The following is a 14,489-nucleotide window of genomic DNA, read 5'->3' as shown; positions in this document are numbered from 1 at the left end:
TCAAGCGCATCATGCGCACCGGGACGGTCGCCAGCGTGGACAACCGCAACTGGGAATTGCGCGAGCACACCGGTCCCGTCCAGCGGCTGAGCCAGTCCCGCGCCATCGCGCTGGACATGGAAAGCGCGACCATCGCCGCGAACGGCTTCCGTTTTCGCGTGCCTTACGGCACGCTGCTCTGCGTTTCGGACAAACCCTTGCAGGGAGAGCTGAAATTGCCCGGCATGGCATCCGGGTTCTACACCACGCAGGTGGCCCGTCACCTGCGCATCGGCGTGCACGCGATGGAACTGATCGCGGCGATGCCGCTTGAACGAATCCACAGCCGGAAGCTTCGCAGTTTCGACGAGACCGGTTTCCTGTAACGCAGCGAGGGCGCCGCCCCGCACCACTTTTGCAAGTTTGGCCTTGCGAAAATCCACTATTTGTTGTGTTTGATACCCATATGCAGTTAAAACGGGCCAATGAGGCCCAAGCATCAGGGGCAGCGAAGGGAGACCAGAAATGGCCAAGGCGATGAACAAGACCCAGCTTGTGGCCGCGCTTGCGGAGGAGATGGGCAGCGACAAGAAGACCGCGGGCGCGGCGCTCGACGCGGTCTGCAACGTCATCACGCGCGAAGTGTCCGAGGGCGGCGCGGTGACCCTGCCGGGCGTGGGAAAGTTCTATCTGCGCGAGCGTCCCGAGCGCATGGTGCGCAATCCCGCCACGGGCGAGCAGTTCAAGAAGGACGCCGACAAGCAGGTGAAGGTCACCATCGCCAAGGCGCTGAAGGACAGCGCGAACGGCTGATCCGTCCCGGTTTCCGGCAAAAGGGCTGCCCATGGGCGGCCCTTTTCATTTCCGGCGGCCCGTGGCATCGCGGCAAGAAGAATTTTCGGACGAAAATTCTTCGTTTCCGGCGCGAGATCCGAAAATCTTTCGATCGAAAGATTTTCTGTCCCATCGCGCGACGCTTGGGAGGCAGGGCATGGACGTTCGCGCGATCGGCATGGGACTCGCCTTCGCGCTCATGTGGTCGTCCGCCTTCACGGCCGGGCGCGTGATCTCGACCGCCGCGCCGCCGCTCACCGCCCTCTCGCTGCGCTTCTTCATCGCCGGCGCGATCGGCGTGGCGCTGGCGCGGGCCCTTGGCCAGAGCTGGCGCCTGACGGCGCCGCAGTGGCGTGCGACGATTGTCTTCGGCATCTGCCAGAACGCGCTCTATCTTGGTCTCTATTGGGTCGCCTTCCAGACGGTCGAGGCCTCGCTCGCCGCGATCATCGCCTCGACCATGCCGCTTCTGGTGGCGGTCTTCGGCTGGCTCTTTCTGGGGGAAAGGGTGCCGGCGCTCGGCGTCGCCGGGCTTCTTGCCGGCTTCGCGGGTGTGGCCATGATCATGGGCGCCCGGTTCCAGGGCGGCGCGGATCCTTTCGGCGTCGTGCTTTGCGTGATCGGCGTGCTGGCGCTGGCGGTGGCCACGCTGACGATGCGCGGGGTCAGTTCCGGCGGCAACTTCCTGATGGTCGTGGGCCTGCAGATGTTCGTGGGCGCGGTGGCGCTCCTGCCCTTCGCGCTGCTGCTGGAAGAGGTCGCGATAGACTGGTCCTGGCGGCTTGGTATCGCCTATGTCTACACGATCTTCGTGCCGGGTCTGGCAGCCACGCTGGTGTGGTTCCTGCTCGTTCACCGCATCGGCGCGGTGAAGGCCGCGACCTTCCACTTCCTCAACCCGTTCCTCGGCGTGGCCATCGCGGCGCTGCTGCTGGGCGAGCGGCTGGGGCCCCTGGACATCCTCGGGGTCACGGTGATCGCCCTCGGCATCCTCGCCGTGCAGCTTTCGAAACGACGGGTCGCGGAGGCGGCGAGACCCTAGCTCAGCAGTGCCAGAAGCCCGGTCAGGGTGAAGAAGGCGCCCGCCGTCGCCCCCAGCAGCGCGAGCGAGGCGATGCCCTCGTGCCCGTAGTCCTGCGCGAGCAGGGCGTAGATGCCGAACATCGGCATGGCAGCCGACAGGATCACCGCCAATTGAAGATCGGGGTTGGTGAGGGGCAGGCCGGTGGCCATGGGCAGGAACACCAGTGCCAGCGCGGTCAGGGCCGGATGCACGAGCAGCTTGCCGGCGACGATCTCGGCCGCCAGCATCCGGTTGCCCCTGATCGGCGTTCCCACCAGCGCGCCTCCGATGACGAAGAGCGCGATGGCCCCTGTGGACTGCGCCAGAAGGTCCAGAAGCCGCGTGAACCCCGAGGGCAAGGAAAGACCGGCGAGCGAGGCGGCCACCCCGGCGATCAGCCCCAGAACCATCGGACGCCGCAACACGTCCAGGATCAGCCGCCCGAGCTCCCTGCCGATGCCGGCGCCGGTCCGGGGCCGCGAGCCTTCGAGCAGCAACAGGGTCAGCGGGATCAGCACGAAGTTCTCGATGACAAGGTTCATGGCAAGGATCATGCCCGCCGCGTCCGGCAGCAGCAGCAGCATCAGCGGATAGCCGACGAAGCCCGAATTGGGACAGGTGGAGCCCATCACGGCGATCGCCTTGCGCGCCGGGCGCGTGCCGCGGGCCGTGTGCCAGATCCAGGTGACCACGATGGTCGCAAGTCCCCCGGCCAGGAAGATCGACAGATAGGCCGGGCTCAGCGTCTCGGTCAGCGACCGGCCCGCCACCGCGTTGAAGAGCAGCGCGGGCAGCGCCACGTTCATCACGAAAAGCCCCAGTGCCCGCATGTCCGAAGGCTGGAAGGCGCCGAAGCGGACAGAGCCGTAGCCCAGCGCCACGAGCGCGAAGATCGGGAAGGTGATGGCGAGGATTTCCAGCAAGGGCTAGCCGATCGGGCCCCGCGCGCCCCCCGTCTGCGCCCGGTCCAGAAGCAGATGATCGAGCAGCACGCAGGCCATCATCGCCTCTGCCACGGGCACGGCGCGGATGCCGACGCAGGGATCGTGCCGCCCCTTCGTCACGATCTCGGTCGCCTCTCCGGCCGTGGTGATCGTGCGCCGGGGCGTCAGGATCGACGAGGTGGGTTTCACCGCGAAACGCACCACAAGGTCCTGCCCGGTGGAGATGCCCCCGAGGATGCCGCCCGCGTGGTTCGAGGCGTAAGCGGGCTGCCCGTCGTTGCCCATGAAGATCTCGTCGGCGTTCGCGCTGCCGGTGAGCGCGGCGGCGGCCATCCCCTCGCCGATCTCCACGCCCTTGACGGCGTTGATGCTCATCATCGCGGCGGCAAGGTCGGCATCGAGCTTGGCGTAGACCGGCGCGCCAAGGCCCGCGGGCAGGCCGCGGGCCACCACCTCGATCATCGCGCCCGCGCTGTCGCCGGACTTGCGCAACCCGTCCAGGTAGTCGGCCCAGCCGGCCGCCGCCTGCGCATCCGGGCACCAGAAGGGGTTGCGCGCGATCTCTTCCGCGTCGAAGCGGTCGCGCTCGATGGGGTGCGGACCGATCTGCACCATGTAGCCCCGAACGGAGAGCTCCGGCGCCAGTTGCGCCAGCGCCGCGCGCGCCACCCCCCCAGCCGCCACCCGCGCGGCCGTCTCGCGCGCGGAGGACCGCCCGCCGCCGCGATAGTCGCGGATGCCGTATTTCTGCCAATAGGCGATGTCGGCATGACCGGGGCGGAACCTGTCGGCGATCTCCGAGTAATCCTTGCTGCGCTGGTCCGCGTTGCGGATCATCAACTGGATCGGCGTGCCGGTGCTCTGCCCCTCGAAGACGCCTGACAGGATCTCGACCGCGTCGGGCTCGCGGCGCTGGGTGACATAACGGCTCTGGCCGGGCTTGCGGCGGTCGAGCCAGACCTGCAGATCGGCCTCCGCCAGCGGCACGCCCGGCGGACACCCGTCCACGACGGCACCCAGTGCGGGACCGTGGCTTTCACCCCAGGTGGTGACGCGAAACACGTGACCGAAGGTGTTCAGGCTCATCGCCGCTCTCCTCTGGCGCGCGGTCTAGCCCCCGGGGGCGCCGCTCACAACCCGTTTCGCCCGCCGTCAGGCGCGGCGCCGGAGCGCGCGGGGGCCCGTCCTGCGCCCGTGTCTTCCTCTTGCCGGAAATACCCCGGGGGAGTCGCGCGGCTCCCGCGCGACGGGGGCAGAGCCCCCGCCGCGGCCCGACGGGACGCGCCCCTTGCCCTCGGCGCGCCGCGGGACTAGCCTTCCGTCTACCTCGGGGTGCCCCACACGGGCTGAGATGCGCAGGCGAACCCGTTGAACCTGACCCGGTTCGGACCGGCGGAGGGAAGGTAGGGGAACACGAAACCCATCCCCCGACTTGCTCCGCCCGTCGCAACGAAAGGAGCAAGACCATGCGAGCCCTTCTGATTGCCGCGGGACTGACGACCGGCGCCGCCGCGGGCGCCCAGACGGCCGAAGAGAGGCCGGAACTCACCGTCTACACCTACGACAGTTTCGTCTCCGACTGGGGACCCGGCCCGCAGATCGAGCCCGCCTTCGAGGCGGTCTGCGGCTGCGAGTTGAACCTCGTCGCCGCGGGCGACGGCGCCGCGCTTCTGTCGCGAATCCGGCTCGAGGGCGAAAGGACCGAGGCCGATGTCGTCCTCGGGCTCGACACCAACCTGGTGCACGCCGCGCGCGAGACGGGGCTCTTCGCCGAACACGGGCTTTCGCCCGAGTTGGACCTGCCGGTGGAGTGGACCGATCCGGCATTCCTGCCCTTCGACTGGGGCTTCTTCGCCTTCGTGCACGGTGAAGGCTTCGATGCGCCCGGCTCGTTCCGCGAGCTTGCCGAGAGCGATACCAGCATCCTGATCCAGGACCCGCGCGCGTCGACCCCCGGCCTTGGCCTGCTGATGTGGGTGAAGATGGCCTACGGCGACGAGGCCGGCGCGATCTGGGAGGGGCTGGCCGACAACATCGTCACCGTCACCCCCGGCTGGTCCGAAGCCTACGGCCTGTTCCTCGAGGGCGAGGCCGACATGGTGCTGAGCTACACCACCTCGCCCGCCTATCACCTGATCGCGGAGGACGACCCCACCAAGGCCGCCGCCCCCTTCGACGAGGGGCATTACATGCAGGTCGAGGTGGCAGGGATGCTGGCCGGCAGCGACCAGCCCGACCTGGCGCGGCAGTTCCTCGACTTCATGACGGGGCCGGAATTCCAGTCGGCGATCCCGACGACCAACTGGATGTATCCCGCCGTCACGCCGCCCTCCGGCCTGCCAGAGGGGTTCGAGACGCTGACGGTCCCCGAAACCGCGCTGCTTTTCGCGCCGGAGGAGGCGGCCGAAGTGCGCGACGCCGCGCTCGAGGAATGGCGTGACGCCCTCTCCCGCTGAGGCTCAGGCGCCGGGGCTGACCACGCGCCCGGTGCCCGCCAAGCCCGTGAGCCCCGGGACGGCGGCGCGCTTGGGGATGCCCGCGCCGCTGGCCCGGCTGGCGATGGCGCTGGTCGCCATCGCCGTTGTCGTTCCGCTTGGCGCTGTCCTCTGGCGCGCGGGCGGCGCGGGGTGGCTTGGCCCCGCCGACTGGGCCGCCGTGCGCTTTTCGCTGACCCAGGCGGTGCTTTCGGCGCTGCTGTCGGTTGCGCTGGCGGTGCCGGCGGCGCGCGCGCTGGCGCGGCGGCGCTTTCGCGGACGCGGCGCGCTGGTGACGCTGCTGGGCGCGCCCTTCATCCTGCCGGTGGTCGTGGCGGTCCTGGGCCTGCTCGCGGTCTTCGGTCAGAACGGGCTGGCCAGCCGGGCGCTGGGGCTTGCCGGTCTGCCGCCGCTCTCGATCTACGGGCTGCACGGCGTGGTGCTGGCGCATGTGTTCTTCAACCTGCCGCTCGCCACGCGGCTGATCCTGCAGGGCTGGCTCGCCATCCCGGCAGAACGCTTCCGGCTGGCCGCGACGCTGGGCCTGCCGCCGGGCGCGGTGTTCCGCCTGCTGGAGGCACCGATGCTCGCCCGCGCGGTGCCCGGTGCGCTGGTCGTGATCTTCGTCATCTGCCTGTCCAGCTTCGCGGTGGCGCTGACGCTGGGCGGCGGGCCGCGCGCGACGACGGTGGAGCTGGCGATCTATCAGGCGTTCCGCTTCGACTTCGACCTGGGCCGCGCCGCCATGCTGTCGGTCGTGCAGCTGGTGCTCGCCGCGGGCGCGGCGGCGCTGGCCGCGCGGCTGGCGCTGCCCTCCGCCATGGGCGCGGGGCTCGACCGTGTGACGCCGCGCTGGGACGCGGACCGCCCTTGGCTGCGGGCGCAGGATGCGCTCTGGCTGACGCTGGTGGCGGTCTTCCTGCTGCTGCCGCTGGCGATGATCGTGGTGCGCGGGCTGCCGGGGCTGCCCGACCTGCCGGTGCAGGTCTGGCGCGCGGCGGGTTTCTCGCTGAGCGTGGCGCTTGCCTCGACCGCGCTGACCCTTGCGCTCGCCCTGCCGCTCGCCTCGCGCGGGGGCGAAGTGCTGGCCGTCTCGGCGATCGCCGTCTCGCCGCTGGTGCTGGGCACCGGGCTTTTCCTGATCCTGCGCCCCGCGGTCGCGCCGGGCGATGCCGCGCTGCCGGTGACGGCGGCGGTCAACGCGCTGATGGCGCTGCCCTTCGCCCTGCGGGTGCTGCGCCCCGAGCTGGAGGCGCTGCGCGCGGACTACGGTCGGCTCTGCCTGTCGCTCGGGCTGACGGGTCGGTGGTTCTGGACCCGCGTGGCGCTGCCGCGCCTGCGCCGGCCGCTGGGCTTCGCCGCGGGGCTGACCGCGGCGCTGTCGGCGGGCGATCTGGGCGTCATCGCGCTTTTCGCCGACCCCGAGCGCGCGACGCTGCCCTTGCAGATGTATCGCCTGATGGGCGCCTATCGGATGGAGGCCGCGGCGAGCGCCGCGCTTCTGCTGCTGGCGATGAGCCTCGCGCTTTTCTGGGTCTTCGACCGTGGAGGCCGGATTGCTCACGCTTGAGGGGCTGGTCCTCGAGCGCGAGGGCTTCCGCATGACGGCGGACTGGAGCCTGCCGGACGGGAGCATTGCCGCCGTTATCGGCCCCTCGGGCGGCGGCAAGTCGACACTGCTGGACGCCGTCGCAGGGTTTCTGGCGCCCGCGTCGGGCCGGGTGCTGTGGGAGGGACGCGACCTGACGGACCTGTCGCCCGGCGCGCGGCCGGTGGCGATGCTGTTTCAGGACAACAACCTCTTCCCGCATCTGACGGCCGCGCAAAACGTGGCGCTGGCACTGACGCCGAAGCGGCGGCTGACGACAGAGCAGACGCGCGCGGTGGAGGACGCACTGGCCCGCGTGGGTCTTCCCGGGCTGGGCCTGCGCCGGCCCGCACAACTCTCCGGCGGGCAGCAGGGGCGGGTCGCGCTCGCGCGCGTGCTGCTGCAACGAAAGCCGCTCTTCCTGCTCGACGAACCCTTCGCCGCCCTGGGCCCCGCGCAGCGGGCCGAGATGCTGGACCTCGTGGCCGCCCTCGCGCGCGAGCAGGGGGCAAGCGTTCTGATGGTCAGCCACGCGCCGGAGGATGCGCGACGGATCGCGGACAGCGTCGTTCTGGTTGTGGAGGGCCGCGCGGAGGCCCCCGCAGAGACCGCGAGGCTCTTCGCCGACCCGCCGCCTGCGCTGCGCGCCTACCTGGGCTAGCCGCTGCCGATCAGAACGCCCGCAGCGAGGACCAGCGCGCCGCCCAGCACGACCTGAAAGGTCGCGCGCAAGAAGGGCGTATCCATGTAGCGGTTCTGCAGCCACGCGATCGCCCAGAGTTCGACGAAGACGACCAGCACCGCGATGCTCGTCGCGATCCAGAAGGCGGGGATCAGGTACGGCAGCGCGTGCCCGAGCCCGCCCAGCGTGGTCATGACGCCGGAGGCGAGGCCGCGCTTGACGGGCGAGCCGCGCCCCGAGAGCTGGCCGTCGTCCGAGGCGGCCTCGGTGAACCCCATCGAGATGCCCGCGCCGACCGAGGCGGCGAGGCCCACCAGAAAGGTGGTCCAGGTGTCCTGCGTGGCGAAAGCGGTGGCGAAGATGGGCGCAAGGGTTGAGACCGAGCCGTCCATCAGGCCCGCGACCCCCGGCTGGACCCAGGTCAGGATGAAGCGGCGCCGCGCGGTGCGCTCCTCAGCCGCGCTGGCATCCTGGTCAAGATGCTGTTCGGCAAGTCGCCCGGCGACATGCCGATGCGCGGCCTCCGCAGCCGCGAGATCGCCCAGCAGCCTGCGCGTCTCGGCGTCGGACGCGCGCTGCGCGGCGAGGTGGTAGAAACGCTCTGCCTCCTTCTCCATCATCGCCGCCTCGTCGCGGATGCGCTCGATGCCGAGGGTCTCGACAAGCCAGACGGGACGGCGGGCATGGTAGCCTGCCACATGCTCGCGCCGGATCAGCGGGATGGTGGGGCCGAAGCGTTTTTCGTGCAGGGCGATCAGGCGCTGCCTGTGGCGATCCTCTTCCTCGGCCATGCCCTCGAAGACACGCGAGGTGTCAGGATAATCCGCGCGCAGCCGCTCGGCGTAACAGCGGTAGATACGCGCGTCGTCCTCCTCTGACGAGATGGCGAGCGCGAGCACCTCGCGCTCCGAGAGATCGCCGAAGTGTCGCCGCTGGCTGAAAAAGCGCATCGCATCATCCTTGGAACTCTACCTTAGAATTAGAATAATTCCAGAATAATGCGTCCGGCAGGAACGGCAAGCCCCCGGCACGCATTGCCGGTACTGAACCGTTCGGTTTATATTCCTCTCGAAGGAGACGCTGCATGAACGCACCCGCCCGGCCGGCGCGCAGCCCTGCGCAGAAGGGCCGCAAGTACGATCAGGTGATCGATGGGGCGCGCCGCGTCTTCCTGAGCGAGGGTTACGAGCGCACCAGTGTCGATGCCATCGCGCGCGAGGCAGGCGTCAGCAAGGCCACGCTCTACAGCTATTTCGCCGACAAGCGGCTGCTGTTTCTCGAGGTGGCGCGGCTGGAATGCGCCCGGCAGGCCGAGGAATCGCGCGACATGATCGACCCTGCCGCGCCGCCGCGCGAGGTGCTGCACTTTGCCGCCACGCGAATCATGGCCTTTCTTCTGTCGGACTTCGGGCAGCGCGTGTTCCGCATCTGTCTGGCGGAGGCGGACCGCTTTCCCGAACTGGGGCGCGAGTTCTACCAGAGCGGACCGGCGCTGCTGCGCGAGCGCATGAAGGACTACCTGCAGGATGCCGCGGCGCGCGGCGAGCTGCAGATCCGCGATTTCGACCTCGCCGCGGACCAGTTCGCCGAGCTCTGCAAGGCGGACCTGTGGCCGCGGCTGATGTTCGGCATCGACCGCAACTTCCCCGAGGCCGAGATCGCCCGCGTGATCGACGGCGCGGTCGAGACCTTCCTGGCTCGCTACGGGCGTCACGATTTTTCGTCCGAAAAATCGTGACGCAGACCGGAGGCAAGAAGAAGATTTTTCGATCGAAAAATCTTCGTCAGTCCACGCGCCGCACCAGAAGCTGGTTGTTCGGCCCGCGCTTGGTCTCGAAGACCTTCAGATCGGCCACGAGATCCGAGAGTTTGCGCTTGCCGTAGGTGCGCGTGTCGAAATCCGGGTGGTCGGCCTGGATCTGCTGGCCGATGCGGCCGAGGGGGAACCATTCGTCCTCGGCGTCGAGCTTCTCCATCGCGTCGAAGAAGAGGTTGCGCGCCGCGGCAAGCGACGAGCCGGTGAGTTTCTCGGCCGCCTTTTCCTGTGCCGGCGTGCTCTCGTCCTCGTAGATGTTCTCGATCGCGACGAAGCGATTGCAGGCGTTCTTGAGCGAATCCGGCGCCTTGGCCTCGCCGATGACGATCACCGTCAGTCCCTGCTCGCGGATGCGGCTGGCCAGGCGGGTGAAATCGCTGTCGGAGGAGACGAGCACGAAGCCGTCGAAGTGCCCCACATGCAGGATGTCCATCGCGTCGATCACGAGGCCGATGTCGCTGGCGTTCTTGCCCCTCGTGTTCGAGGTCTGCTGATGCTGGACAAGGCCCAGCTCCTGCGCCGTCCGGGTCCAGCCCGACAATCGCTGGTTCGACCAGTCGCCGTAGACCCGGCGCAGGCCGGGTTCGCCATATTTGGTGATCTCCTTCAGGATCGCGCGGGCGTATTTCGCCGGCACGTTGTCCGCGTCGATCAGCACGGCGAGCAGTCGGGTCCGGTCGTCACTGGGCATGAAGCCTCCGCTTGGTCTGACCGCCACAATCGCGCATCCGGCGCGCGGGCACAATGCACGCTCAGAGACGGCGGTGCATCACCAGCGCATCCACCCGGCCTTCCCTCGGGTGGCGAAAGGCGCCCGGGAGCCGGCCTGCCACATCGAAACCCGCCTGCACCCATGTGTCGATGGCACGGGTATTCGTTTCGACCACGAAATTGAACTGCATGGCGGCGAATCCGCGCGACCGCGCCTCTTGCAGCGAATGCGCCAGCAGCGCGCGCGCGATGCCACGGCCCCGCGCCTCAGGCGCGGTGCAGTAGCCGGCGTTGGCGACATGCGCGCCGCCGCCGGCGTGATTGGGCTTGAGGTAGCAGGTGCCCAGGATGCGGCTCCCGATCTCGGCCACGAAATTCTCGGCGCCCGGAGGCCGCCAGTAGGCGAAGGCGCCCGCGCGCCCGCCTCCCGGATCGGCGGCAAAGCTGTCGCCTGCCTCGATCGCCGGCTTCAGGATGGCCCAGATCGCGTCGTCGTCGGCCGGTGTGGCGGGCCGGATCGTTATGCCGGGGACGGGATCGGGCAGTGGCGGCACCTCGGGCGCGGCGCGGCGCTGCAGGAGGCTCAGTGCCGCCTCGGCCCGGGCAGCCGGCACGAAGAGGTGGTCGTGCCGGGCGCCCGCCACCACGTTGCACGGGATGCCGGCCGCGGCGAGGGCCTGCGATACCGCTGCCGTCAGCCCCACGCCGTCGAGCGCGGACTGCACCGTCAGCGTGATGCAGGCCATCGGCAGCGACGTGTCGAGGCCCGCGTCAGCCGCCAACCCGACCGGCAGGATCGCCGTGGTGCCCTCGTCCTCGCGCACCACGGCGAAGGCACGGGCGAGCAGCGCCGCGTCCTGCGTCTCGACAAAGGCGAAGCGCCCCTGCCGCAGCACCGGCGCCATGCCGGCGATCATCGCGGCGGTGTCGCGGACCGGTCCACGCATGGCTTCAGTAGACGACCACCGAGCGGATCGATTCGCCCGCGTGCATCAGGTCGAAGCCCTTGTTGATCTCGTCGAGCGAAAGGGTGTGGGTGATCATCGGATCGATCTCGATCTTGCCGTCCATGTACCAGTCCACGATCTTCGGCACATCCGTCCGCCCGCGCGCCCCGCCGAAGGCCGTACCCTTCCAGACACGCCCCGTCACCAGCTGGAAGGGCCGGGTGGAGATCTCGGCCCCCGCTGGCGCCACGCCGATGATGACGGATTCGCCCCATCCGCGATGCGTGCATTCCAGCGCCGCGCGCATCACCTGCACGTTGCCCGTGCAGTCGAAGGAATAGTCGGCGCCGCCGATCTGGTCCGCCCTGGTCTTCGTCAGGTTGACGATCTCCTGCGTGACGTTCTCGACCTCGTTGGGGTTGATGAAGTGCGTCATGCCGAAATACTCGGCCTTGGCCTTCTTGTCGGGATTGACGTCCACCCCGATGATCATGTCCGCGCCCGCAAGCCGCAGCCCCTGGATCACGTTCAGTCCGATGCCGCCCAGCCCGAAGACCGCGGCCTTGGCGCCGATCTCGACCTTGGCGGTGTTGATGACGGCGCCCACGCCCGTCGTCACGCCGCAGCCGATGTAGCAGACCTTGTCGAAGGGCGCGTCCTCGCGGATCTTCGCCACCGCGATCTCGGGCAGGACCGTGTGATTGGCGAAGGTCGAGCACCCCATGTAGTGATGCAGGATATCGCCGTCGAGCGTGCGGAAGCGCGAGGTGCCGTCCGGCATCAGCCCCTGCCCCTGGGTCGAGCGGATCGCGGTGCAGAGGTTCGTCTTCTGACTGAGGCACGAAGGGCAGGCCCGGCATTCCGGCGTGTAGAGCGGGATGACGTGGTCGCCCGGCTTCACGCTGGTCACGCCCTCGCCCACCTCGACGACGACGCCCGCGCCCTCGTGGCCGAGGATCGAGGGGAACAGCCCCTCGGGATCGGCGCCCGACAGCGTGAATTCGTCGGTGTGGCAGATGCCGGTGGCCTTGATCTCGACCATGACCTCGCCGGGTTTCGGCCCGTCGAGTTCGACCTCCATGATCTCCAGCGGCTTTCCGGCCTCGACGGCCACGGCGGCTTTGGTGCGCATGCATGTCTCCATCCTGTTTCGCGGCGGAGCCTGCGCCAGCCTGCGTGCGTTTGCAACGCGGGAACGGACCTCTGGCGCAGCTTCGCGACAGGGGCCGCAGTCAGCACAAGGAGACATCCGATGCCACGTATCCTTGCCGCTCTCGCGCTGCCCGCGCTGCCCGCGCTGGCCGCCTGCGCGGTCGTGCAGGCCGAGGGGGGCGACCTCGCACCCTGTGACGCGCAGCACCTTGCCGTGCTGATCGGCGAGCCCGCGGAGAAACTGGAAGAGGTGCCCCTGCCCGAATCCACCCGCATCGTCCGGCCGGGCGAGGCGGTGACGATGGAGCATCTGCCCGGGCGGTTGACGGTGCGCATCGGCCCGCGCGGGCTGATCCAGGAGATGCGCTGCGGCTGAGAGGGGGCGCGCAGCGCCTCGTGCCGCGAGCGGGCGGGCGTCCCCCGGGGGGTGTGCCTGCGCGGGTCGGCGCGGCAGATCGGGTGCCGCAGAGGCAGCGACGGGGGGCTGGTATCGCGGCGGAATTGGCGTTGCCCGGATGCTCTCGGAGCGTTGGAAAATGCAGGGTCGAAAGCTTCCGCGCCCGGCACGGGCTGGCGGGCGGCGAAGGCGTGTCGGCGCGACTCGACTCCGCTCTTTCGGCGTTCTAGAACCCGGACTGAACAAATAGCGAACATCTTGCTGCCCTCCGATGCCCGCCCGCCGCATCCTGTCGATCTGGTTTCCCCGGCTCGCCGCCGAGCGCCTGTTGCGCCTTGGCGCGGCGGAGGCGGACGCCCCCTTCGCCGTCGTCCGGGACGAGCGGCAAAGGCAGGTGGTGGCCGCGCTCTCCGCCGCGGCCGAGGCGGCGGGGATCGCCCGCGGCCAGCCGCTGGCCGACGCGATGGCGGTTTGCCCCGATCTGGTCACGCGCCGGGCGAGCCCGCCGGCCGAGGCGGCATTTCTCTCGGCGCTCCGGCGCTGGGCGGGGCGCGTCAGCCCCTGGGTGGCCGAGGCGCCGCCCGACGGGCTGGTGGCCGACATCACCGGCTGCGCGCATCTCTTCGGCGGCGAAGCGGCGCTGGTCGACCGGCTGGCAGAGGACTGCGCGGGCTTCGGCCTGACCATGCGCTGCGCCATCGCCGACACCCAGGGCGCGGCCTGGGCACTGGCGCGTTACGCTGGCGGCGGTCCGGTGCCCACCCGCTCGGGCGACGCCATCGAGCAGGAGGCGCGCGCGACCCGCTCGAAGGCCGCCAGGCGCCGCAGGGAAAGCGGCGGCACGCTGAAGAACGGCGGGCGCATCGCGCCGCCGGGGCAGACGCGCAGCGCGCTCGCCCCCCTGCCGGTCGCCGCGCTGCGGATCGAACCGGACGTGGCCGAGCAGCTTGCCCGCCTCGGCCTGCGCGCCATCGGCGACCTGACGGGGCAGCCGCGCGCGGCGCTTGCCCGCCGCTTCGGCCCCGGCCTGGTGGCGCGGCTGGATCAGGCGCTGGGCGCGGCGCCAGAGCCCGTCTCGCCCGCGCCGCCGCCCCGGACCTTCGCCGCGCGGCTCTCGCTGCCCGATCCCATCGGGCTGGAGGCCGACATCATGGCCGGGCTCGACCGGCTGATGGACCGGGTCTGCGCACGGCTGCGCGAGGCGGGGCGCGGCGCCCGGCGGCTGCGGCTCGAGGCGCATCGCAGCGATCACGCGACCGAGGTGGTGGAGGTGGGCCTTGCCCGCGCCTCGGACGATCCCGACCGCATCCGCCCGGTCCTTGCGCTGAAGGTGGGCGGGATCGACGCGGGCTTCGGCATCGACATGTTGCGGCTCGAGGCGGTGCAGACCGAACCGCTCACGCCGCGCCGCCCGGCGGGGCATCTCGACGCCTCGGAGCGCGCGATGCGCACGCCCGCGCCCGAAGACGCGGTGGCGGACCTGATTGGACGGATGGGCGCGCGCATCGGGCTCGAGGCGATCACCCGCCGCCACCCCGCCGACAGCCACATCCCCGAAAAGACCGCCACCACGCTCGCCGCCGCCTGGTCCGAGCCCTGCCGCGAGGCCTGGCCGCGCCCGCCCGCGCCGCGCCCGCTGTTGCTGTGGCGGCCCGAACCGGTGGGCGCGCCGGACGATCCCGCCCCGCCCGCGCGCTTCCGCTGGCGGGGCCGCGACCTGAGCGTGGCGGCGGCCGAGGGGCCGGAGCGGATCGCCCCGGAATGGTGGCTGGACGATCCCGACTGGCGCACCGGGCAGCGCGATTACTGGCGCGTCACCTGCGCCGAGGGCGACCGGCTGTGGCTCTACTACGCCCACGGTGCCGCGATGTCGCCCGGCTGGTTCTGTCACGGGGCCTTTGC

The 14,489-nt window shown here is 70.2% G+C and carries 14 protein-coding genes, 1 pseudogene and 1 riboswitch; of the genes and pseudogenes, 9 read left to right on the top strand and 6 right to left on the bottom strand.

Going from position 1 to position 14,489, the window contains the following annotated elements:
• The 3 genes and pseudogenes from ACLFOB_RS10370 to ACLFOB_RS10360 form a co-directional block, all read left to right on the top strand.
• Positions 1-365, top strand: a pseudogene (locus tag ACLFOB_RS10370) (AMP nucleosidase); the annotation flags it as partial.
• Positions 366-504: 139 nt separating this feature from the next.
• Entirely contained in the window at positions 505-792 is a 288-nt protein-coding gene (locus tag ACLFOB_RS10365) for an HU family DNA-binding protein (RefSeq protein WP_410915992.1), read from the top strand.
• Between the two features lie 178 nt (positions 793-970).
• Positions 971-1,855 carry a DMT family transporter gene (locus ACLFOB_RS10360; protein WP_410926025.1) on the top strand — a complete coding sequence of 295 codons (885 nt, stop codon included), beginning with the start codon at positions 971-973 and terminating at the stop codon, positions 1,853-1,855.
• On the opposite strand, the gene ACLFOB_RS10355 is transcribed toward ACLFOB_RS10360, so the two are convergent.
• Both ACLFOB_RS10355 and aroC read right to left on the bottom strand, forming a co-directional pair.
• Entirely contained in the window at positions 1,852-2,799 is a 948-nt protein-coding gene (locus tag ACLFOB_RS10355) for an AEC family transporter (RefSeq protein WP_410915990.1), read from the bottom strand. The genes ACLFOB_RS10360 and ACLFOB_RS10355 overlap by 4 nt on opposite strands.
• A 3-nt stretch (positions 2,800-2,802) precedes the next feature.
• Positions 2,803-3,906 carry a chorismate synthase gene (gene aroC / locus ACLFOB_RS10350; RefSeq protein WP_410926024.1) on the bottom strand — a complete coding sequence of 368 codons (1,104 nt, stop codon included), beginning with the start codon at positions 3,904-3,906 and terminating at the stop codon, positions 2,803-2,805.
• 232 nt (positions 3,907-4,138) lie between these two features.
• Positions 4,139-4,238: riboswitch (TPP riboswitch) on the top strand.
• A gap of 48 nt (positions 4,239-4,286) precedes the next feature.
• On the opposite strand from aroC, the gene thiB reads away from it, so the two are divergent.
• The 3 genes from thiB to ACLFOB_RS10335 all read left to right on the top strand — a co-directional run bounded on the left by thiB (position 4,287) and on the right by ACLFOB_RS10335 (position 7,543).
• On the top strand, positions 4,287-5,276 hold the full coding sequence (gene thiB, locus ACLFOB_RS10345; protein ID WP_410926023.1) for a thiamine ABC transporter substrate binding subunit: 990 nt from the start codon (positions 4,287-4,289) through the stop codon (positions 5,274-5,276).
• A gap of 76 nt (positions 5,277-5,352) precedes the next feature.
• Positions 5,353-6,864: a thiamine/thiamine pyrophosphate ABC transporter permease ThiP gene (locus ACLFOB_RS10340; RefSeq protein WP_410926026.1), complete on the top strand. Its 1,512-nt coding sequence runs from the start codon at positions 5,353-5,355 to the stop codon at positions 6,862-6,864.
• Complete coding sequence (locus ACLFOB_RS10335) at positions 6,851-7,543, top strand: ATP-binding cassette domain-containing protein (protein ID WP_410915987.1); 693 nt, start codon at positions 6,851-6,853, stop codon at positions 7,541-7,543. The genes ACLFOB_RS10340 and ACLFOB_RS10335 overlap by 14 nt, the downstream gene beginning before the upstream one ends.
• On the opposite strand, the gene mbfA is transcribed toward ACLFOB_RS10335, so the two are convergent.
• Complete coding sequence (gene mbfA, locus ACLFOB_RS10330; protein WP_410915986.1) at positions 7,540-8,514, bottom strand: iron exporter MbfA; 975 nt, start codon at positions 8,512-8,514, stop codon at positions 7,540-7,542. The two genes, ACLFOB_RS10335 and mbfA, sit on opposite strands and share 4 nt — an antisense overlap.
• A 134-nt stretch (positions 8,515-8,648) precedes the next feature.
• Here mbfA and ACLFOB_RS10325 point away from each other — a divergent pair, with 134 nt between their 5' ends.
• Entirely contained in the window at positions 8,649-9,302 is a 654-nt protein-coding gene (locus ACLFOB_RS10325; protein WP_410915985.1) for a TetR/AcrR family transcriptional regulator, read from the top strand.
• Positions 9,303-9,348: 46 nt separating this feature from the next.
• Here ACLFOB_RS10325 and ACLFOB_RS10320 read toward each other — a convergent pair whose 3' ends face one another.
• The 3 genes from ACLFOB_RS10320 to ACLFOB_RS10310 all read right to left on the bottom strand — a co-directional run bounded on the left by ACLFOB_RS10320 (position 9,349) and on the right by ACLFOB_RS10310 (position 12,170).
• The gene (locus ACLFOB_RS10320) at positions 9,349-10,071 is read right to left on the bottom strand and encodes an NYN domain-containing protein (protein WP_410915984.1); all 723 of its coding nucleotides are present in this window, start codon (positions 10,069-10,071) and stop codon (positions 9,349-9,351) included.
• A 61-nt stretch (positions 10,072-10,132) separates the two neighbouring features.
• Entirely contained in the window at positions 10,133-11,038 is a 906-nt protein-coding gene (locus tag ACLFOB_RS10315) for an ACT domain-containing protein (protein WP_410926022.1), read from the bottom strand.
• A gap of 4 nt (positions 11,039-11,042) precedes the next feature.
• The gene (locus tag ACLFOB_RS10310; RefSeq protein ID WP_410926021.1) at positions 11,043-12,170 is read right to left on the bottom strand and encodes an S-(hydroxymethyl)glutathione dehydrogenase/class III alcohol dehydrogenase; all 1,128 of its coding nucleotides are present in this window, start codon (positions 12,168-12,170) and stop codon (positions 11,043-11,045) included.
• A gap of 120 nt (positions 12,171-12,290) precedes the next feature.
• Between ACLFOB_RS10310 and ACLFOB_RS10305 the strand changes: the two genes are divergently transcribed.
• Both ACLFOB_RS10305 and ACLFOB_RS10300 read left to right on the top strand, forming a co-directional pair.
• Positions 12,291-12,566, top strand: coding sequence for an I78 family peptidase inhibitor (locus ACLFOB_RS10305; RefSeq protein WP_410926020.1), 276 nt, complete (start codon positions 12,291-12,293; stop codon positions 12,564-12,566).
• Positions 12,567-12,858: 292 nt separating this feature from the next.
• On the top strand, positions 12,859-14,489 hold a 1,631-nt coding region (locus ACLFOB_RS10300; protein WP_410915980.1), incomplete at its 3' end, for a Y-family DNA polymerase.

It is taken from the genome of Rhodosalinus sp. (genome assembly GCF_046542825.1).
In the GTDB taxonomy this organism is placed as follows: Bacteria; Pseudomonadota; Alphaproteobacteria; order Rhodobacterales; family Rhodobacteraceae; genus Rhodosalinus.
The sequence above is the reverse complement of the archived record's forward strand: the minus strand, read 5'-3'. Positions and strand labels throughout refer to the sequence as shown.